This window comes from Flintibacter faecis, from assembly GCF_014287875.1.
Taxonomy (GTDB): Bacteria; Bacillota; Clostridia; order Oscillospirales; family Oscillospiraceae; genus Lawsonibacter; species Lawsonibacter faecis_A.
Window position 1 is genome coordinate 42,269 of the sequence record NZ_JACOPN010000006.1, and the last position, 19,617, is coordinate 61,885.

Consider the following 19,617-nt stretch of genomic DNA (forward strand, 5'->3'; position numbering starts at 1 on the left):
TGTCATGAATGAGCGCCGGAAAAGGCAGGGGATAAGCTTTCATTTTGTGCGCCCAGGGGCAGCTGCCCCACCGGCGCTTCGGGCGATCACAGCAGCTTCAGCAGATAGGAGTGCTCCACGACCTCCTCGGGCAATACGCCGCCTTTTAGCAGCATCCCCACGATCACCACCAGCACCACGCCCTCGCACAGGCCCAGCACCCCGCCGCTCCATCGGTTCAGGGTGGACAGCACCGGCAGCTTGAAGGCCAGGTCCAGCACCCGGCTGAGGATGGTCCACAGCACCAGGATCAGCACAAAGGCCACGACATACAGCACCGTCCTGGCGATCTGCCGGGCCACATAGTCCGAGATGGCCCGGGCGGCGTTGGTGGTGGCGGCCACGATGCCGTCGTTCAGGGCCTTTTGAAAGCCCTCCACAAAGCCCTGATAGATTTTAGAGTCCTTCAGAATACGCACCGCCTCCTCCATGGTGGGGTTTGCGGCGCTGTGTCCGTTGTCTATGGCGGACTGGGCCGTCTGGTCCGCCTTCTGCTGAAAGGCGCTCTGGATCTGATGCTCCACCGCCGGGCGGATGGCCTGGCTCACCGGTCCGGCCAAGGCGTTGGAAACGATGTTGGCCCCGGCCAGGGCCACAAAGATGGCCAGAAAACCGCACAGAGTCATGACCAGGCCCCTGCGATAGCCCCGCCAGGCCGCCACAGCCACCACTGCGATGATGATAATATCTAATACATTGCTCATAAAGAATGCTTACCTCCATTCAAACTGCGGCACCGTTTTGGGCTCGATCAGCCCGGGATATACAGCCAGGCCCGCTGGCTGTCAGCCAGAACAGCGGTGCCGTCGGCCCCCATATCCACCCGCCGGGCCCCCAGGGTGGACTGCATGGACGATGCCTGCTCCATGTCCGGGGTATATACGGTCAGGCCCGTACCGGTGAGCACGGCGCAATAGCTGCCCCCGGCGGAGAAATCCAGCACCTGGCCGCCCAAGCTCAGCACGGCCTGCTGCTCCCCCTGGGCATTCACGGTCACCGCCTGGTCGGCAGAACCCGCCCGATAGCGGCCCAGCAGCACAAGGGCAAAGCCGTCGCCGCTTAAATCACAGCCCTTTAAGTAGGAGCGGCCAAAGGAAAAGGTCTTCACGCTTCCGTCTTTGGGGGAAACGATCATCAGGCTGCTCTCCCCCAGCACCCACAGGCCGCTGTCAGTATAGCGCATGTCCAGCACCGACGAGCCGTTCAGCGATACCTCCAGGCTGGGCTCTTTCTGGTTCACCTGGTAAAACAGTACCCTGCTGCGAAAACTCCCCCCGTCAGAATCGATAGCCACAGCAGCCACTGTCCGCCCATCGGGGGATGGGGCCGCATCCACCAGAAAGGTGGAGGACAGGTTGATCTGGATGACCTTCTCTCCCCCGGTATTATACAGGGTCACCGCACCCTTATAGCCGCTCTGCTGGGCAGTGACGGCCAGATAGCCGCTGTCGTTGATCCGGGCGGACAGCAGCTCGCCGCTGTCCAGGGACAGATCGGCCGTCTCGCTCTTCCCCCGCAGCACGAACAGGGACCGGCCCCCCACGTCATAGGCCACGGCGGCCCGGCTCCCGGCGCACAGCACCGGGTTTTCCATGGTAAGTACCTCCTCGGCATAGGGCTCGCCGGAGAAGGAGTAGTAGTGGACGCCGGAGGCGGAGGTCATCACCACTCCGTCCTCCAGATATTCCACAGACAGCTTGTCGCCCCCGGCGTGGGTAAAGGGGGCGGCCTCGCCGGTGTCCCCGGTCTCCACCTTGCGGAAGGACAGCCAGCGCTTCAACGCATCCAGATTCAGCCGGTCCCGATAGACCACCACAGCCAGCGCCCCCAGCACCAGGGCCAGCGTGACCAGAAAGGCCAGCAGACGCAGAAAAATATTCGGTTTTTTCTCCTGCTGATCGCTCATACCTCTCGCTCCTGTCTGTTACAGCACGTCCTCGTCATACCACAGCTGGGTCATATAAAGCCCCCCCGGGGGCACGGTGGGCCCGGCCAGGGTGCGGTTGCCCGAGTCCAGAATGGCGGGGATGTCCTCCGGGGCCAGCTTGCCTTCGGCGGCATAGACGATGGTGCCCACCATGGCCCGGACCATGTTATACAAAAATCCGTTGGCACATACCCGGCTCTCGATCAGATCGCCCCGGCGCTCCACATTGAAATAGTACACCGTGCGCACGGTGGTCCGGGTCTCGGTACCCACGGAGCGGACGGCCCGGAAGTCGTGGGTGCCCACAAACTGGTCCGCCGCCTGCTGCATAATACCCTCGTCCAAATGCTTGGGATAGAACCAGGCCCGGTCCACATAGAAGGGGTTGCCCAGGCGGGAGTTATAGATGCGGTAGGTATACTCCTTCCTGTGGCAGGAGCCGATGGCGTTGAACTCCGGGGGGACCTGGGTGGCCCGCACCACCACGATGTCCTTGGGCAGGCGGGTGTTCACCGCCAGCGGGATGCGGTCGCAGGGGATGGTGGAGGTGGTGCGGAAGTTGGCCACATAGGTCTCTGCATGGACATGGGCATCGGTGCGCCCCGCTCCGGTACACTTCACCGGGTGGCACACCACTGTGGCCAGTGCCTTTTCCAGGGTCTCCGCCACGGAGACAGCGTTCTTCTGCACCTGCCAGCCGTGGTAGGCCGTACCGTTATACATCAGTTTCAGGGCGATATTCCGTTCCATAGTCCCTCCTAAATTGGGTGAAATTATAAGCCGAACCGTCCCAGCACGCCCACCGCTGCGGTGATGACCAGAAACAGGATCAGGGCGATCCAGTCGTTCCCGCCGTATTTCAGCTGGCGCAGACGGGTCCGGCCCTCTCCCCCGTGGTAGCAGCGGCACTCCATGGCCACCGCCAGCTCGTCGGCCCGGCGGAAGGCGGAGATGAACAGGGGCACCAGCAGGGGGATCATGGCCTTGGCCCGCTGCATCAGGTTGCCGCTCTCAAAGTCGGCCCCCCGGGCCCGCTGGGCGGACATGATCTTGTCCGTCTCCTCGATGAGGGTGGGGATAAAGCGCAGGGCGATGGACATCATCATGGCCAGCTCGTGCACGGGCACCTTGAGCTTCTTCAGCGGCCCCAGCAGGGACTCCAGCCCGTCGGTGAGCAGGATGGGCGAGGTGGTATAGGTCAGCAAAAAGGTCCCCGCGATCAGCATCATAATGCGGATGACCATAAAGAATGCGGTAAACACGCCCTCCAGCGTGATGGTGAAGATCCAGAATTTTGCCAGCACATGCTCTCCCGGGGTGTACAGCAGGTTTAAGACCGCCGTGAACACTGCGATGAACAGCACGGGCTTCAGCCCTCTGAGGATGGACTTCACCGGCACCTTGGACAGGGCGATGGAGGCGCACAGCACCAGGAACATGATGCCATAGGTCACAAAGGACTTGGCCAGGAACAGGGCGGTGATATACAGCACCACCGTCAGGATCTTTGTCCGGGGGTCCAGCCGGTGTACGGGGGAATTGCCCGGGAAGTACTGCCCCAGGGTGATATCCTTCAGCGCCACTTACACCGCCCCCTTTCCGTTTTTGCCCAGCTTGGCCAGCAGAGCGGCCTTGGCCTGCTCCAGGGTATACACCGAGGGGTCCACATCGGCCCCCATGGCCCGCAGTCTGTGGAACACGCGGGTCAGCTGGGGAACGCCCAGGCCCATATGTTCCAGCTCGTCCCCGTGCTGGAACACCTGTCGGGGCGTGCCCTGAAAAGGGATCTTCCCGTCGTTCACCACCACCAGGCGGTCCACCGTCCGGGCCACCTCCTCCATGGAGTGGGACACCAGGATGACGGTGGCGTTGTGGGCCCGATGATAGTCCCGGATGTTGCCCAGGATGGACTCCACGCCCACCGGGTCCAGCCCGGCGGTAGGCTCATCCAGGATAAGCACCTTGGGCTCCATGGCGATCACGCCGGCTATGGCCACCCGGCGCTTCTGGCCGCCGGAGAGCTCGAAGGGGGACTTCTCCAGCTGGTCGTCCCGCAGGCCCACAAAGGCTGCGGCCTCCCGCACCCGGCGGTCCACCTCCTTCTCGTCCAGGCCCATGTTCTTGGGCCCGAAGGAGATATCTTTATATACAGTCTCTTCAAACAGCTGATACTCGGGATACTGGAACACCAGCCCCACCTGAAACCGGGTCTGGCGGGTGCGGGCGGGGTCGGCCCACACGTCCTGACCCTGGAAGAGCACCTGGCCGGAGGTGGGCTTCAGCAGGGCGTTCAGATGCTGGATCAGGGTGGACTTGCCCGAGCCGGTGTGGCCGATGATGCCCAGGTACTCCCCCTCCATGGCGGAGAAGTCCACCTCCAGCAGGGCCCCCCGCTCGAAGGGGGTGCCGGCGGAATAGATATGGGTCAGCTGCTTTGTCTCAATAATGGCGTTCAAAATAGCGTCAGTCCTTTTATCTCTCGTGGTGCATGTCTCACTGGGAGATCACGCCCAGGGTCAGGGCGGATCTCAGCCCGCCTGTTGATGCTGCTTGAGCAGGTCGAACAGCGCTGCGGCGCACTCCTCATCGCTGAGGGCATCCAGGGGCACGTCATACCCCGCCTGGCGCAGCTCCCACAAAAGCTGGGTGGTATAGGGCACGGTGAGCCCCACAGAGCGCAGCCCCTCCACATCGGAGAACACCTGCTTGGGGCTGCCGTCGGCCACCACCTTGCCCTTGGCCATGACCACCAGGCGGTCTGCCTGGGCGGCCTCGTCCATGTGGTGGGTGATGAGCACCACCGTCACTCCCCGCTCCCGGTTGAGCTGTTTGATGGTGCGGACAACATCCGCCCGTCCGATGGGGTCCAGCATGGCCGTCGGCTCGTCCAGCACGATGCACCTGGGCTGCATGGCGATGACCCCGGCGATGGCGATGCGCTGCTTCTGGCCGCCGGAGAGCAGATGGGGGGCGTGCTCCCGGAACTCATACATGCCTACGGCCTTCAATGCGTCGTCCACCCGGCGGCGGATCTCCTCCGGGGGGACCCCCAGGTTCTCCGGGGCGAAGGCCACGTCCTCCTCCACCACATTTGCCACGATCTGGTTGTCCGGGTTCTGGAACACCATGCCCACGGTGCGGCGCACATCCAGCAGCCGGGCCTCGTCGGCGGTGTCCATGCCGTCCACATACACTTTGCCGCCGGAGGGCAGCAGGATGGCGTTCATGTGCTTGGCCAGGGTGGACTTTCCGCTGCCGTTGTGACCCAGCACGGCCACAAAGGTCCCCTCCTGAATGTCCAGGTCCACGCCGTCCAGCACCACCGGGGACACGCCCTCCGCCGTGGTATAGGAAAAGCGCAGGTCCTCTGTTTTGATAATCGGCTTATCCATATCTATCATTTCCTTGTTTTATGCCCCGGTGGGCAATGTCTGCGCCCCTTCAGTCAGCCCCGGACCCAACGTCCGGTGGCCCCGCAGGGCAGGAACAGTCCGCTTTCGGTGACGGGCAGCCCCAGTTCGTCCGCCTGGGTGTGTCCGCCGAAGCGCTTGGAGACGATGCTCTCCAGAATGTAGGTGGCTACGCTGGGGGCAAGGCCGGTGGTATAGGAGTTGAGAATGACGAACAGCGGGTCGTCAGACAGCACCCCGGACACCAGCTCCACAAAGGGATACAGGTTGTCCTCCAGCTTCCACACCTCGCCGGTGGGGCCCCGGCCATAGGAGGGCGGGTCCATGATGATGGCATCATAGCGTCTGCCCCGGCGGATCTCCCGCTCCACAAACTTGGCGCAGTCGTCCACGATCCAGCGGATGGGGGCCTGCTCCAGGCCGGAGCTCTTGGCATTCTCTCTGGCCCACTGGACCATGCCCTTGGCCGCATCCACATGGCACACGCTGGCCCCGGCGGCGGCGCAGGCCACGGTGGCCCCGCCAGTGTAGGCGAACAGGTTCAGCACGCTGATGGGCCGCCCGGCCTTTTCGATCTGCTCCCTGGCAAAGTCCCAGTTGGCCGCCTGCTCGGGGAACAGGCCGGTGTGTTTAAAGTTCATGGGTTTTACATTAAAGGTAAGGTCCCGATAGGACACGGTCCACCGGTCGGGCATGGACTTGTTCTGCCACTGGCCACCCCCGGTGGAGGAGCGGGCATAGCGCCCGGAGTTGTGCTTCCACCCCCGGTTGGTCCTGGGGGTGTTCCAGATGGCCTGAGGGTCGGGCCGGACCAGCAGCTGGTCGCCCCAGCGCTCCAGCTTCTCCCCCCGGCCGCAGTCGATGAGTTCATAGTCCTTCCAGTCTTTGGAGTACCACATATGCGCACCTCGCCGTAAAAAACAATTTCAAACTAAGTTAGTATATCATCCCCGCCGTTGTTCCGTCAATCCATTGGAGGAGAAGTTCCGAAATTGGATGCAAAAATGTAAAACAAACGCCGGCAGCAGTGGTCCTGTCTGCCCCCTCTCCCGCATATCCTTTCGGGAGAGGGGGCGGTTTTATGCTGGGACAGCTGGTGTTTGACGGGGGGCGGGGCGGGCCACGGCGGGCTTTGCTATACGGTCTGCCAGTGCTGCGGTGTCACACCGACCCGGAGGGCTTTTGGGGGGAGCGGCGGCTGAAAAAAGCAGGCCGCAGCCTGTGCACCGGGGGCGCGGTCCGGGCGCTGGTCCCTACGGGCTTTGACCGCTGGCCCCTTCTGCTGGCCCTGGGACTGCGGCCCATGGACCCGGGGCCCTTTCTCCGCGCTCATGCCGCCCCGCTGACGGCCTCTCTGCTGGAGCGGCAGGGGCTGGCCCCAGACCGGGCCACGGTGGCCCTGCGGGGACAGCGGGCAGACGGAGCCATGCTCCGGGCTGCCCTGGCCCTGTGTCCCCGGGTGCGGCGGCTGACCATCTCCGCCCCCCGGGGCGGGGAGCGGCTGGCGGCCTGGCTGCGGCAGGAATATGGCCTGCCCATTTTACCGGCGGATGCCCCCGCCCAGGCAGCCCTTTTGCTCCAGCCGGGAGCGGAGCCGGACGCTGCGGACGGTTCCGCCCTCTGCCCCGCCCTCACCCTGTTCGGCCCCGCCCCTGACCTGGCGGGGCTGCGCCTGTCCGCCCCTGATCTGGCCCAGGAGGACCGGGAGGCTCTTCCCCTGCTGTCCGCCCTGTGGGAGGGTGGTCGGCTGACAGCCGATCAGTTAAAAATCACTTGACATCCCGGCCGGAAACTTCTATACTAATTGATACTGCGTTATTATGCCCAAAATTTTTGGGTCATCTGCCGCCGGGGGCACTCCCGGCGGCCATATAGAAAGGTGTGCGACGAACATGGCGAAGGAATACAAACTCAGCCCTCAGCGTCTGAAGGCTCTTCAGGACGAGATGAACTATCTGAAGACCGTCCGGGAGAAGGAGGTGGCCGAGCTCATCAAGGAGGCCCGCTCCTTCGGCGACCTGTCTGAGAACAGCGAGTATGACGAGGCCAAGAACGAGCAGGGCAAGCTGTACTCCCGCATGGCCGAGCTGGAGGACATCCTCTCCAACTATGTGGTCATCGAGGAGGAGGAGGAGAAGGACGGCGACTTCATCCGTCTGGGCTCCACCGTCACCGTGCTGGACAAGGAGTTCAACGAGGAGGAGACCTATAAGCTGGTGGGCTCTCAGGAGGCCGACCCCGCCAAGGGCACCATCTCCGAGGACTCCCCCTTCGGCAAGGCCCTGCTGGGCCACAACGAGGGCGAGGACATCACTGTGGATGCCCCCGGCGGCCCCGTGGAGTATAAGATCCTCAAGGTGGAGCGATAATTTTACCCAACGCGGCCATTGTGGCCGAGACACGATATAGATAGGAGTGGCAACATGGCCGAAAAGAATCAGGAGAAGCAGGAAAACCTGTCCCAGCTGCTGCAGATCCGCCGGGATAAGCTGAAGGAACTGCAGCAGAGCGGAAACGACCCCTTCCAGATCACCAAATACGACGTGGACAACACCGCCGCCAACATCAAAGAGAACTTCGATGCCCTGGAGGGCCAGGAGGTCTCTGTGGCTGGCCGTCTGATGAGCAAGCGGGGCATGGGCAAGGTGTCCTTCTGCGACATGCAGGACAAGTCCGGCCGCATCCAGCTCTATGCCCGCAAGGACGAGATGGACGAGGCGGAGTATGCCCGCTTTAAAAAGTACGACATCGGCGACATCGTGGGCGTGAAGGGCGTTGTGTTCCGCACCCAGCGGGGCGAGATGTCCGTGCGGGTGGTCACCTGCACCCTGCTGAGCAAGTCCCTCCTCCCCCTGCCTGAGAAGTTCCACGGCCTGACCAGCACCGAGCTGCGCTATCGCCAGCGCTATGTGGACCTGATCGTCAACCCCGAGGTGAAGCGGAACTTTGTCATCCGCTCTCAGTTCATCAAGTTCATGCGCCGCTATCTGGACGACATGGACTATATCGAGGTGGAGACCCCCGTCCTGAACACCATCGCCGGCGGTGCCGCCGCCCGGCCCTTCATCACCCACCACAACACCCTGGACATCGACATGTATATGCGCATCGCCACCGAGCTGCCCCTGAAGCGGCTGATCGTGGGCGGCATGGACCGGGTGTATGAGATCGGCCGCATCTTCCGCAACGAGGGCATGGACCCCAAGCACAACCCCGAGTTCACCACCGTGGAGATGTATCAGGCCTACGCCGACTTCCACGACATGATGGACATCGCCGAGGGCATCCTGTCCGGCGCTGCCAAGGAGATCCTGGGCACCTACGAGGTGGAGTGGATGGGCGAGAAGATCGACCTGACTCCCGGCTGGCGCCGCCTGACCATGGTGGATGCCGTGAAGGAGTATGTGGGCATCGACTTCGACGCCATCTCTGACGATGCCCAGGCCGTGGCCGCCGCCAAGGCCAAGGGCGTGGAGTTGGCCGACGCCGCCGAAAAGACCTGGGGCAACGCCCTGTACGCCTGCTTTGACCAGAAGGTGGAGGAGCAGCTCATTCAGCCCACCTTCATCACCATGTATCCCGTGGAGGTCAGCCCCCTGACCAAGCGCAGCCCCAAGGACCCCCGGCTCACCGAGCGGTTCGAGCTGTTCATCTGCCACAGCGAGCTGGCCAACGCCTATTCCGAGCTGAACGACCCCATCGACCAGCGCCAGCGCTTTGAGAAGCAGGTGGAGCAGCGGGAGCGGGGCGACGACGAGACCGAGATGATGGACGAGGACTTCCTCACCGCCCTGGAGTATGGCCTGCCCCCCACGGGCGGCATGGGCATGGGCATCGACCGCTGCGTCATGCTGCTCACCGGGGCCGACACCATCCGCGAGGTCATCCTCTTCCCCACCATGAAGCCCCTGGATATGCCCAAGAAGGAGGAGAAGCCCGCCGCTGCCCCCGCCGCCCAGGCGGAGGAGAAGATCGACTTCTCCAAGGTGAAGATCGAGCCCATCTTCAAGGACATGGTGGATTTTGAGACCTTTGCAAAATCCGACTTCCGTGCGGTGAAGATCCTGGCCTGCGAAGCCGTGAAGAAGTCCAAGAAGCTGCTGAAGTTCACCCTGGACGACGGCGAGCGCAGCGACCGTGTGATCCTCAGCGGCATCCACGAGTATTACGAGCCGGAAGAGCTGGTGGGCAAAACCGCCATCGCCATCGTGAATCTGCCCCCCAGAAAGATGATGGGCATCGATTCCGAGGGCATGCTGATCTCTGCCGTCCACGAGGAGGACGGTCACGAGGGGCTCCATCTCCTGATGGTCGACCCCCACATCCCCGCTGGCGCCAAGCTGTACTGAGAATAATAAAATGATAAATGGGCAGTCCCGATCATAATGGGGCTGCCCTTTTTTGAAGCATACAGGAGGGAACTGGATGACATTAAGCGAATATCGAGACCTGGTCAGAAAAGGCGAAGTCGACGTAACTTATAAGGACTATCAGCTCTTAATGAAAGAGCAGATCGAATCCGCAGATGTAAGAGAAATATGCTTTCAGGAAAATGTATTCCGTCCATTTTTAGAGATTTTATTTCCTGAATATGACGTTGTCCCTGTGGACACGAAAATTTCAACCGGAATTCACGATTATGCGCAATATTGCGGCACTTATATAAACAGCGCGGGGAAAGAAATCCCTACGACCCCTGATCTGTGCATTGCGAAACAGTGGAATTGGGACAACAATCATCATGAAGTCGATTATAAATGTGTGATAGAAGTAAAGTCTCCTTTTCTGAAAAAACTGACTGGATTTGAGCCGGAAGAGTGGCCAAAAGAAATGCAAGACCAAATTCAACGGCATTTAAACGCGAAGAAAAATCACAAGGTCATCTTAACAGACGGCATCACCTGGGCCTTCTACGATAATACCGATAAGGCCGCAGACGTAACGAAACCAAACGCTATGATCTGTTTAGGAAAATTAGAATACAAAATGCAGAAAGGGCAGCGGAAAAAAGAGATTCCTGAAAGAGCCGCGGATGGTGATCCAATTGTGAAAGATATCCGTTGGAACGATGATGAGGGAAAAGCATTTGAATCATTAAAAGAGAAACTTTATTTCGTGATTCGCTGAATATCCCCCACGTGTCCATTTCCTTTTCGTTGCTGCTGTTTTCAGGATTTCCATTGACATTCCCCCCATCTTATTGCATCATGAAGTCAGAGAAGCGTCCGCCGCCCTGCCGTTTGACAAGGAGGTTCGGTCTATGAAAACTGCGTTGAACCGTTTTGGCCTTTTGTGCGTGATCCTCCTCTCTCCCCTGCTGCTCTATGCCGTGGGGGCATGGGGACTGATGCTGCTCCCCGGCCCGGTGGGCCATCCGCCGGAGGACGTACTGCTGACCTTTGACTCTGACCAGGAGATGGCGGACCGGTGCGGCTGTCTCACCTATGATATGGCGGGATTGACCGTGGACAGCGCCAGCCGCACCCTGCGCTGCCTTTCCGGCGGCGAGGAGGACCCGGACCGCTGGATTCAGCTGGATGCGGACTATACGTTCTCCGGCGAAAACCAGCCTCTCTCCTCCCTGTCCGTCCATGTCTATTTTGAGAACCGCACCAGCACAGAGACGTTTCCCGATAAAAATTTCCCCCAGCAGCGCCAGAAGATCGACGGCACCCTGGTCTTCTGGCAGCAGCCCCAGGTCAGCCCTCCGGTGTACGACATTCTGTTCCAGTATAACGACTATACCTATCAGCTCCGGCTGGAACTGGCGGATGGAGCCGACGAGAGTCTGGAAGCCTGCCTCTCCCCCATCCTCCCATAGCCCTGTCATTGCGAGGCCGATTCCCCTTGTCAAGGGGAAATGTCCCGAAGGGACAAAAGGGATAGGGAGGCCCAACGGGCCGACGTGGCGATCCGTTCTTTCTCTATACTTGACGTACCCCCGGTTGAATGCTATACTTTCTTTATAAAATCTTAACATGCCAAAGCCCGCCGCCGTTTTTCCCGGCGGCGGGCTTTGACGGATAGACAGATAGGAGAGAAACCCATGCAACCTGCCCCTTCTGACGAGCGGACTTCTATGTCCGTACTGCAATATCTGGTCTTTGTGAAATGGCTCCTCTATTCCTGCCTCATCGGCATCGTGGTAGGTGGGGTGGCCATTTCCTTCCACTATGGCATCGACTGGGCCACCCAGCTGCGGGGGGCCCACCCCAACGCGATCTTTTTTCTGCCCCTGGGCGGCGTGGCCATCGTGCTGTTCTATCGGGCCTGTCACATGGAAAAGGACCGGGGCACCAATCTGGTGCTGGTGGCCGTGCGGGAGGCCGAGCCTTTAAAGCTGCGCACCACTCCCCTGATCTACTTCTCCACCATCCTCACCCACCTGGTGGGCGGCTCCGCCGGACGCGAGGGGGCAGCCCTGCAGCTGGGCGGCTCGCTGGCCGCGTGGCTGGGCCGCCAGATCAGGCTGGACGCCAAGGACAGCCGGGTGATGGTCATGTGCGGCATGGCCGCCGCCTTCTCCGCCCTGTTCGGCACTCCCCTCACCGCCGCCATCTTCGCCATGGAGGTAGTCAGCGTGGGGGTGATGTACTACGCGGCTATGGTACCCTGCGTGTTGTCCTCCCTCATCGCCTTTCAGTTTGCCCGGGTGTGCGGGCTCCACGCCACGGTGGGCTACTCCATTCCCGACGCGGCGGTCCTGTCCCCTCTGACCATGGTCCAGGCGGCGGGGCTGGGTGTATTGTGTGCCCTGGTCTCCATCCTGTTCTGCGAGGTCATACACACCGCCCCCAAGCTCTATGCCAAGGCCGCTCCAAATCCTCTGGTGCGGGCGGCCCTGGGCGGTATACTGGTGTTGGGCCTGACTCTGCTGGTGGGCAGCCAGGATTATAACGGCGCGGGAGACTTTGTTATCCGCCGCCTGCTGGCCGGAGAGACCATCCCCCAGGCCTTCCTGCTGAAGATCCTCTTCACCGCCGTCACATTGGGCGCTGGCTTCCGGGGGGGCGAGATCGTCCCCGTACTGTTCACCGGCTGCGCCTTCGGCACCCTGGCCGGGCCCATTTTGGGACTGCCCCACGCCTTTTCCGGGGCCATGGGCATGGCCGCCGTGTTCTGCGGGGCCACCAACTGCCCCATCACCTCTATCCTGCTGTCTTACGAGCTCTTCGGCGGTGAGAGCCTGCCCCTGTACGCCCTGTGCTGTGTGGTCTCCTATCTCCTTTCCGGCTACTATGGCCTGTACAGCGAGCAGAAGATCGTCTATTCCAAATACCGCCCCGAGTGGATCGACCAGAAGGCACAGTAAGGCTCCAGACAAAAAAATACCGGGAACCGAACATTCGGTTCCCGGTATTTTTATGCGATTGGAGAAGAGGGATTACTCCTCGCCGTACATCTTGACCATGCGGGTCAGCTTGTCATAGCGCTTCTTGGCGGTCTCCTCGTTCAGGGCGAAGAGCTCCTTGGCGCGCTCGGGGAAGGAACGGGTCAGGCTGGAGTAGCGGGCCTCGTTCATCAGGAACTCCTGATAGCCGCCGGCGGGAGCCTTGGAGTCCAGGGTGAAGGGATTCTTGCCCTGGGCCTTCAGGTCGGGGTTGAAGCGGAACAGGTTCCAGTAGCCGCAATCCACAGCCTTCTTCATCTCGGCCTGGCAGTTGGCCATGCCGCCCTTGATGGAGTGCATCTCGCAGGGGGCGTAGCCGATGACCAGGGAGGGACCGTGATAGGCCTCGGCCTCGGCAATGGCCTTCAGGGTCTGGTTGGGGTTGGCACCCATGGACACCTGGGCCACATACACGTAGCCATAGGTCATGGCGATCTCGGCCAGAGACTTCTTGGGCATCACCTTACCGGCAGCGGCGAACTGAGCCACCTGGCCGATGTTGGAGGCCTTGGAGGCCTGTCCGCCGGTGTTGGAGTACACCTCGGTGTCGAACACGAAGATGTTCACGTCCTCGCCGGAGGCCAGCACGTGGTCCACGCCGCCGAAGCCGATGTCATAGGCCCAGCCGTCGCCGCCGAAGATCCACACGGACTTCTTGCCCAGATATTCCTTCTCGTCCAGGATATCCTTGACCAGCTTGCAGGCATCGCAGTCGCAGAACTTCTCGCCCTTGGCCTTCAGCTCGGCGGCGTGATCCTTCATCTGGGGAATGGCGGCCAGCTCGTCCACGGTGCAGATGCCCTGCTCCAGAGCGGCCACATACTCCTTGGCGGCCTTCTGGTTGGCGTCGCCGTCCTCCATGGTATCCAGCCACTTCTGAGCGGCCTCCTTCAGGGCGGGCTGAGCCCACTCCACGGCGATCAGGGCGCGGGTCTTGGCGGCCAGGCGCTCACGGATGGACTTCTGGCCCAGATACAGGCCCAGGCCGTGCTCGGCGTTATCCTCGAACAGGGAGTTGGCCCAAGCGGGACCGTGGCCCTGGGCATCGGTGGCGTAGGGGGAGGTCGCAGCGGGGCCGCCCCAGATGGAGGAACAGCCGGTGGCGTTGGACACATACATCCGGTCGCCGAACAGCTGGGTGATGAGACGGGCATAGGCGGTCTCGGCGCAGCCGGCGCAGGAGCCGGAGAACTCCAGCAGCGGCTTCTTGAACTGGCTGCCCTTCACGGTCAGGTCGGCCACGTCCTCCTTCACGGTGACGTTCTCCACCATGTAGTTGAACACGTCCTGCTGGGCCAGCTCCTCCTCCTGGTTGACCATGGTCAGAGCCTTGGTGGGGCAGATGTTGGCGCAGACGGTGCAGCCCATACAATCCAGGGGGCTGATGGCCATGGCGTACTTGTAAACGCCCTTGCCCTTGCCGGCCTTCACGTCCACGATCTTGGCGGCGGCAGGAGCCTTGGCGGCCTCCTCCTCGGTCAGAGCGAAGGGACGGATGGTGGCGTGGGGGCAGACATAGGCGCACTGGTTGCACTGGATACACTTGGCGGAATCCCAGGTGGGCACGGACACGGCCACGCCGCGCTTCTCATAGGCGGCAGCGCCCAGCTCGAAGGTGCCGTCGGCGTGATCCACAAAGGCGGACACGGGCAGGCTGTCGCCGTCCATGCGGTCCACGGGCTCCAGAATGCTCTCCACCATCTTCACCAGCTTGGCGGGGCCGGACAGCTTGCTGTCCTTGGGCCCGTCCACGGCGTTCTTCCAGTCGGCGGGCACGTCGTACTTCTTGAAGGCGGTGGCACCGGCGTCGATGGCCTTGTGGTTCATGTCCACGATGTCCTGGCCCTTCTTCAGGTAGGAGTGGGTGGCGGCATCCTTCATATACTGGATGGCCTCTGCCTCGGGCATGACCTTGGCCAGGGCGAAGAAGGCGGACTGCAGGATGGTGTTGGTGCGCTTGCCCATGCCGATCTCACGGGCCAGGTCGATGGCGTTGATGGTATACAGCTGGATGTTGTTCTCCGCGATATACCGCTTGGCGTTGGCGGACAGGTGGTGGGCCACCTCCTCGTCAGACCACTGGCAGTTGATCATGAACACGCCGCCGGGCTTGACGTCCCGGACCATGGGGAAGTCCTTGGTCACATAGGAGGGGTTGTGGCAGGCCACGAAGTCGGCCTTGTTGATGTAATAGGGGCTGCGGATGGGCTTGTCGCCAAAGCGCAGGTGGCTGATGGTCACACCGCCGGTCTTCTTGGAGTCGTACTGGAAGTAGGCCTGCACATACTTGTCGGTGTGGTCGCCGATGATCTTGATGGAGTTCTTGTTGGCACCCACGGTACCGTCGCCGCCCAGACCCCAGAACTTGCACTCGATGGTGCCCTCGGCGGCGGTGTTGGCGGAGTGCTTCTCCTCCAGGGAGGAGCCGGTCACGTCATCCACGATGCCGATGGTGAAGTGATCCTTGGGCTTGTCCTGAGCCAGGTTGTCATACACGGCGAACACGCTGCGGGGCGGGGTGTCCTTGGAGCCCAGACCGTAACGGCCGCCCACAACCACCTTGTCGGTGATGCCGGCACCGGCCAGAGCGGTGACCACGTCCATGTACAGGGGATCGCCCAGAGCGCCGGGCTCCTTGGTGCGGTCCAGCACGGCGATCTTCTTGGCGGTGGCGGGGATGGCGGCCACCAGCTTGTCGGCACGGAAGGGCCGATACAGGCGGACCTTGACCAGGCCGACCTTCTGGCCGTTGGCGTTCAGATAGTCGATGACCTCCTCAGCCACGTCGCAGATGGAGCCCATGGAGATGATGACGCGGTCGGCATCGGGGGCACCGTAGTAGTTGAACAGCTGATAATCGGTGCCCAGCTTGGCGTTGACCTTGGCCATATACTCCTCCACGATCTCGGGCAGAGCGTCGTAGTAGGTGTTGCTGGCCTCGCGGTGCTGGAAGAAGATATCGCCGTTCTCGTGAGAGCCGCGCATGGTGGGGTGCTCGGGATTCAGAGCGCGCTTGCGGAAGTCCTCCACAGCCTGCATGTCCACCATCTCAGCCAGGTCCTTATAGTCCCAGATGGCGACCTTCTGGATCTCGTGGGAGGTACGGAAGCCGTCGAAGAAGTTGATGAAGGGAACGCGGCCCTTGATGGCGGCCAGATGGGCCACAGGGGACAGGTCCATGACCTCCTGCACGTTGCCCTCGGCCAGCATGGCAAAGCCGGTCTGGCGGCAGGCCATCACGTCGGAGTGGTCGCCGAAGATGTTCAGGGAGTGGGTGGCCACGGTACGGGCGGACACATGGAACACGGCGGGCAGCAGCTCACCGGCGATCTTGTACATGTTGGGGATCATCAGCAGCAGGCCCTGAGAGGCGGTGTAGGTGGTGGTCAGGGCACCGGCGTTCAGAGAGCCGTGAACGGTACCGGCGGCACCGGCCTCAGACTGCATCTCGATGACTTTCACGGTGGTGCCGAAGATGTTCTTCTGGCCCTGGGCGGCCCACTGGTCCACATAGTCGGCCATGGGGCTGGACGGCGTGATGGGGTAGATGCCCGCTACCTCGGTGAAGGCGTAGCTGACATACGCAGCAGCGTTGTTGCCGTCCATGGTTTTAAATTTTCTTGCCATAGAGTTCCCTACTTTCTTCCTTATTTGGGTTTGTCCAGACGGTCACCCGCCTGTCCAAGTTCGCTCCACATCCGTCCTGCCCTCAGCCACCCCTCGGCGGACCGCAGACACGACAGCGCCGCCCTCCGGCAAAAGTGGAGAGCGGATCTTGTTTTTCAACGGCTCTTATTCTATCACTCTTTCGTCCGTTTGTAAATCAAAAAAAGTAACTTTCTCCCGGATTTTGGTGCTTTTTTGCCAGTAAAAGCGCACAATTTTTTATTTTATGTGCTTTCTTCTTCCGTCACATCGCTTAATTTGCATCCGTTTTCTCGTTTTTCCCTCTTTTTCAGTAACCTTTCGTTCATCCGTTGCAATTCTGTGAAAAAAAGAGTACAATGATCCTGTCAAAAACTGCCTGTGGGCGCTGTCCCGCAGCTTGGGAGGAACACGCTATGGTCTGCTCGATCCCCTCGCTGGGTCTGCACGGAGTGTCTGGCTATCCCGTCACCGCCGAGTGCGATCTGTCCGGCGGCCTGCCCGCCTTTACCATCGTCGGTCTGCCCGATGCCGCCGTGACCGAGGCCCGGGAGCGGGTGCGCTCGGCCATCAAAAACTGCGGCTTCGCCTTCCCCGTCAGCCGGATCACGGTGAATCTGGCTCCCGCCCATCTGAAAAAGGTGGGCACCCTGTACGACCTGCCCATTCTGGTGGGCATTCTGGCCGCCGGGGGACAGATCCGGCTGACCCAGCCCGGCTGCGCCTTTTTGGGGGAGCTGTCCTTGTCCGGCCAGCTGCGCCCCTGTGCCGGGATGCTGCCCATGGCCCTGGCCGCCAAACAGGCCGGCATCCGATCCCTGTTCGTGCCCGAGGAGAACGCCGCCGAGGCCACGCTGGCCCAGGGGCCGGCGGTCTATCCCGTGCGGGATGTGGCCCAGCTGGCCCGGCACCTCACCGGGGAGGAGCCCATCTCCCCCGCCCCGCCCTGGCAGCCCGGGGCCGCCGTCCACGCCGGCCCGGACTTTGCCGAGGTAAAGGGCCAGGAGCAGGTGAAGCGGGCCCTGGAGATCGCCGCCGCCGGGGGCCACAACGTGCTCATGTCCGGCCCGCCCGGCTCTGGCAAGTCCATGCTGGCCCGCCGTCTGCCCGGCATCCTGCCCGACATGACCCTGGCCGAGTCCCTGGAGACCACCCAGATCCACTCCGTCATGGGGCTCACCTCCTCCCGCTGCCCCCTGGTGGAGACCCGGCCCTTCCGCTCCCCCCACCACACCATCTCCCCCATGGGCATGGCGGGGGGCGGCTCCAACCCACGGCCCGGCGAGATCTCCCTGGCCCACAACGGGGTGCTGTTTCTGGACGAGCTGCCCGAGTTCCCGAAAGAGGTCCTGGAGGTACTGCGTCAGCCCCTGGAGGACGGCGAGGTGCAGATCTCCCGGGCGGCGGGCTCGGTGGCCTATCCCAGCCGGTTCATGCTGGTGTGCGCCATGAACCCCTGCAAGTGCGGCTGGTACGGCCACCCCTCCGGCCGGTGCCACTGCTCCGATGCGGAGGTCAAGCGCTATCTCTCCCGCCTGTCCGGCCCCCTGCTGGACCGCATCGACCTGTTCGTTCAGGTGGATGCCCTGGACTTTGAGGAGCTGTCCACCCGGCAGAACGGCGAGTCCTCCGACCAGATCCGCCAGAGGGTGAACAGGGTCCGCACTTTACAGAGCAATCGGTCCGAGGCCTCCTGCAACGCCCACATGGGTCCCAGTGAGCTGGACCGCTTCTGTGCCCTGGACGAGGACTGTCTGACCCTTATGCGGGGAGCCTTTGCCCGCATGGGGCTCACCGCCCGCAGCTATGACCGCATCCTGCGGGTGGCCCGCACCATCGCCGATTTGGATGAGAGCGAGGCTATCCGCCCCGGCCACCTGGCCGAGGCCCTGCAGTTCCGCCCGCCGGAATACCTGCGGCGGTAAATCTCCTCTCGACAAACGGGGCGCTTCCCCTTATAATAAATTTGTTTCCTGTCATTGCGAGGAGGGGCGCAGCCCCGACGAAGATATTTTTAACACTGGAATGGAGAGATACCCATGAATGAAATGTTCCTGCTGAAGCTGGGCGAGATGGTCCTGAAGGGCCTGAACCGACACAGCTTTGAAGATAAGCTCCAGGCCAACATCCACCGCCGGCTCAACGGCCTGGGCCGCTTCCGGGTGTACACCCGCCAGTCCACCACCTATGTAGAGCCCATGGAGGACAGCTGCGACATGGACGCGGCCTGGGAGGCCATGAAGAAGGTCTTCGGCGTGGTGGGCCTCAGCCGGGCCCGGGCCTGTGACAAGGACAAGGATGCCATCCTCCAGGCCTGCCACGAGTATCTGGATGACCGGCTGCGCTCCGCCCGCACCTTTAAGGTGGAGACCCGCCGGGCGGACAAGACCTTCCCCATGACCTCCATCCAGCTCAGCCAGTATGTGGGCGGCGAGCTGGACGAGCTCTATCCCAACCTCCAGGTGGATGTCCACCACCCGGAGCTCACCGTCTATGTGGAGATCCGGGACTACGCCGCCTTTGTCCACGCCAACCCCGACCCCGGTGCGGGCGGCCTGCCCGTGGGCATCAATGGCCGGGCAGTCAGCCTGCTCTCCGGCGGTATCGACTCCCCCGTGGCCAGCTATATGATCGCCAAGCGGGGCGTGGCTCTGGACATGGTCCACTTCTTCTCCTACCCCTACACCTCCCCCGAGGCCAAGGAGAAGGTGCTGGAGCTGGCCCGGCTGCTCACCCCCTGGTGCGGCCACCTCACCGTCCATGTGGTCCCCTTCACCGCCATTCAGGAGGAGCTGCGCCGCTCCTGCCCCGAGGAGATGTTCACCCTGGTCATGCGCCGGTTCATGATGCGCATCGCCCAGCGGGTGGCCAAGCGCTGCGGAGCCAAGGCTCTGGTCACCGGCGAGAGTCTGGGCCAGGTGGCCAGCCAGACCATGGATGCCATGACCGTCACCGGCCAGGTGGTGGATATCCCCGTCCTACGCCCCGTGGTGGGCATGGATAAGGAGGAGATCGTGCAGATCTCCCGGAAGATCGGCACCTATGACACCTCCATCCTGCCCTATGAGGACTGCTGCACCGTATTTACCCCCCGCCACCCCCGCCTGCGCCCCACTGTGGAGGAGGCCGAGGCGGCGGAGGCCGGGCTGGACATTGAGGCCATGGTCCAGGCCGCTGTGGACGGCATCGAGCGCATCCGGCTGTAA

The 19,617-nt window shown here is 62.1% G+C and carries 16 protein-coding genes; 8 read left to right on the forward strand and 8 right to left on the reverse strand.

Annotated elements, in window-relative coordinates:
- Nucleotides 1-86: 86 nt before the first annotated feature.
- The 7 genes from H8S55_RS09230 to H8S55_RS09260 all read right to left on the reverse strand — a co-directional run bounded on the left by H8S55_RS09230 (nt 87) and on the right by H8S55_RS09260 (nt 6,275).
- Nucleotides 87-743 (reverse strand): CvpA family protein, encoded by a 657-nt coding sequence (locus tag H8S55_RS09230; RefSeq protein WP_186878737.1) that lies wholly within the window; start codon nt 741-743, stop codon nt 87-89.
- A gap of 47 nt (nt 744-790) precedes the next feature.
- Nucleotides 791-1,945, reverse strand: coding sequence for a DUF5711 family protein (locus H8S55_RS09235; protein ID WP_186878738.1), 1,155 nt, complete (start codon nt 1,943-1,945; stop codon nt 791-793).
- Between the two features lie 18 nt (nt 1,946-1,963).
- Nucleotides 1,964-2,716 (reverse strand): tRNA pseudouridine(38-40) synthase TruA, encoded by a 753-nt coding sequence (gene truA, locus H8S55_RS09240; protein WP_186878739.1) that lies wholly within the window; start codon nt 2,714-2,716, stop codon nt 1,964-1,966.
- Between the two features lie 23 nt (nt 2,717-2,739).
- Complete coding sequence (locus tag H8S55_RS09245; RefSeq protein ID WP_186878740.1) at nt 2,740-3,549, reverse strand: energy-coupling factor transporter transmembrane component T family protein; 810 nt, start codon at nt 3,547-3,549, stop codon at nt 2,740-2,742.
- Nucleotides 3,550-4,422: an energy-coupling factor transporter ATPase gene (locus H8S55_RS09250; protein ID WP_147562914.1), complete on the reverse strand. Its 873-nt coding sequence runs from the start codon at nt 4,420-4,422 to the stop codon at nt 3,550-3,552. It lies immediately after the preceding gene.
- A gap of 72 nt (nt 4,423-4,494) precedes the next feature.
- The gene (locus tag H8S55_RS09255; RefSeq protein WP_186878741.1) at nt 4,495-5,358 is read right to left on the reverse strand and encodes an energy-coupling factor transporter ATPase; all 864 of its coding nucleotides are present in this window, start codon (nt 5,356-5,358) and stop codon (nt 4,495-4,497) included.
- A gap of 53 nt (nt 5,359-5,411) precedes the next feature.
- The gene (locus tag H8S55_RS09260; protein ID WP_147562916.1) at nt 5,412-6,275 is read right to left on the reverse strand and encodes a class I SAM-dependent methyltransferase; all 864 of its coding nucleotides are present in this window, start codon (nt 6,273-6,275) and stop codon (nt 5,412-5,414) included.
- A gap of 182 nt (nt 6,276-6,457) precedes the next feature.
- Here H8S55_RS09260 and H8S55_RS09265 point away from each other — a divergent pair, with 182 nt between their 5' ends.
- The 6 genes from H8S55_RS09265 (at nt 6,458) to H8S55_RS09290 (ending at nt 12,688) form a co-directional block, all read left to right on the forward strand.
- Entirely contained in the window at nt 6,458-7,153 is a 696-nt protein-coding gene (locus H8S55_RS09265) for a hypothetical protein (RefSeq protein WP_186878742.1), read from the forward strand.
- 115 nt (nt 7,154-7,268) lie between these two features.
- Entirely contained in the window at nt 7,269-7,745 is a 477-nt protein-coding gene (greA, locus tag H8S55_RS09270) for a transcription elongation factor GreA (protein WP_186878743.1), read from the forward strand.
- 54 nt (nt 7,746-7,799) lie between these two features.
- Nucleotides 7,800-9,725: a lysine--tRNA ligase gene (lysS, locus tag H8S55_RS09275; protein WP_186878744.1), complete on the forward strand. Its 1,926-nt coding sequence runs from the start codon at nt 7,800-7,802 to the stop codon at nt 9,723-9,725.
- A gap of 76 nt (nt 9,726-9,801) precedes the next feature.
- Nucleotides 9,802-10,503, forward strand: a complete 702-nt coding sequence (locus H8S55_RS09280) for a hypothetical protein (protein WP_186878745.1) — start codon at nt 9,802-9,804, stop codon at nt 10,501-10,503.
- Nucleotides 10,504-10,636: 133 nt separating this feature from the next.
- Complete coding sequence (locus tag H8S55_RS09285; protein WP_147562921.1) at nt 10,637-11,197, forward strand: hypothetical protein; 561 nt, start codon at nt 10,637-10,639, stop codon at nt 11,195-11,197.
- 225 nt (nt 11,198-11,422) lie between these two features.
- The gene (locus H8S55_RS09290; RefSeq protein WP_243200547.1) at nt 11,423-12,688 is read left to right on the forward strand and encodes a chloride channel protein; all 1,266 of its coding nucleotides are present in this window, start codon (nt 11,423-11,425) and stop codon (nt 12,686-12,688) included.
- A 72-nt stretch (nt 12,689-12,760) separates the two neighbouring features.
- Here the strand turns inward: H8S55_RS09290 and nifJ are convergent, their stop codons facing one another.
- Nucleotides 12,761-16,393 carry a pyruvate:ferredoxin (flavodoxin) oxidoreductase gene (nifJ, locus tag H8S55_RS09295; protein WP_186878746.1) on the reverse strand — a complete coding sequence of 1,211 codons (3,633 nt, stop codon included), beginning with the start codon at nt 16,391-16,393 and terminating at the stop codon, nt 12,761-12,763.
- A gap of 434 nt (nt 16,394-16,827) precedes the next feature.
- Between nifJ and H8S55_RS09300 the strand changes: the two genes are divergently transcribed.
- Entirely contained in the window at nt 16,828-18,336 is a 1,509-nt protein-coding gene (locus H8S55_RS09300) for a YifB family Mg chelatase-like AAA ATPase (protein ID WP_186878747.1), read from the forward strand.
- A gap of 114 nt (nt 18,337-18,450) precedes the next feature.
- Nucleotides 18,451-19,617, forward strand: coding sequence for a tRNA uracil 4-sulfurtransferase ThiI (thiI, locus tag H8S55_RS09305; RefSeq protein WP_186878748.1), 1,167 nt, complete (start codon nt 18,451-18,453; stop codon nt 19,615-19,617).

Bases quoted from the DNA above. Each gene is read 5' to 3' on its own strand.
- H8S55_RS09230 (WP_186878737.1), bottom strand. From the start codon at position 743: ATGAGCAATGTATTAGATATTATCATCATCGCAGTGGTGGCTGTGGCG.
- H8S55_RS09235 (WP_186878738.1), bottom strand. From the start codon at position 1,945: ATGAGCGATCAGCAGGAGAAAAAACCGAATATTTTTCTGCGTCTGCTG.
- truA (WP_186878739.1), bottom strand. From the start codon at position 2,716: ATGGAACGGAATATCGCCCTGAAACTGATGTATAACGGTACGGCCTAC.
- H8S55_RS09255 (WP_186878741.1), bottom strand. From the start codon at position 5,358: ATGGATAAGCCGATTATCAAAACAGAGGACCTGCGCTTTTCCTATACC.
- H8S55_RS09260 (WP_147562916.1), bottom strand. From the start codon at position 6,275: ATGTGGTACTCCAAAGACTGGAAGGACTATGAACTCATCGACTGCGGC.
- H8S55_RS09265 (WP_186878742.1), top strand. From the start codon at position 6,458: ATGCTGGGACAGCTGGTGTTTGACGGGGGGCGGGGCGGGCCACGGCGG.
- greA (WP_186878743.1), top strand. From the start codon at position 7,269: ATGGCGAAGGAATACAAACTCAGCCCTCAGCGTCTGAAGGCTCTTCAG.
- lysS (WP_186878744.1), top strand. From the start codon at position 7,800: ATGGCCGAAAAGAATCAGGAGAAGCAGGAAAACCTGTCCCAGCTGCTG.
- H8S55_RS09280 (WP_186878745.1), top strand. From the start codon at position 9,802: ATGACATTAAGCGAATATCGAGACCTGGTCAGAAAAGGCGAAGTCGAC.
- H8S55_RS09285 (WP_147562921.1), top strand. From the start codon at position 10,637: ATGAAAACTGCGTTGAACCGTTTTGGCCTTTTGTGCGTGATCCTCCTC.
- H8S55_RS09290 (WP_243200547.1), top strand. From the start codon at position 11,423: ATGCAACCTGCCCCTTCTGACGAGCGGACTTCTATGTCCGTACTGCAA.
- nifJ (WP_186878746.1), bottom strand. From the start codon at position 16,393: ATGGCAAGAAAATTTAAAACCATGGACGGCAACAACGCTGCTGCGTAT.
- H8S55_RS09300 (WP_186878747.1), top strand. From the start codon at position 16,828: ATGGTCTGCTCGATCCCCTCGCTGGGTCTGCACGGAGTGTCTGGCTAT.
- thiI (WP_186878748.1), top strand. From the start codon at position 18,451: ATGAATGAAATGTTCCTGCTGAAGCTGGGCGAGATGGTCCTGAAGGGC.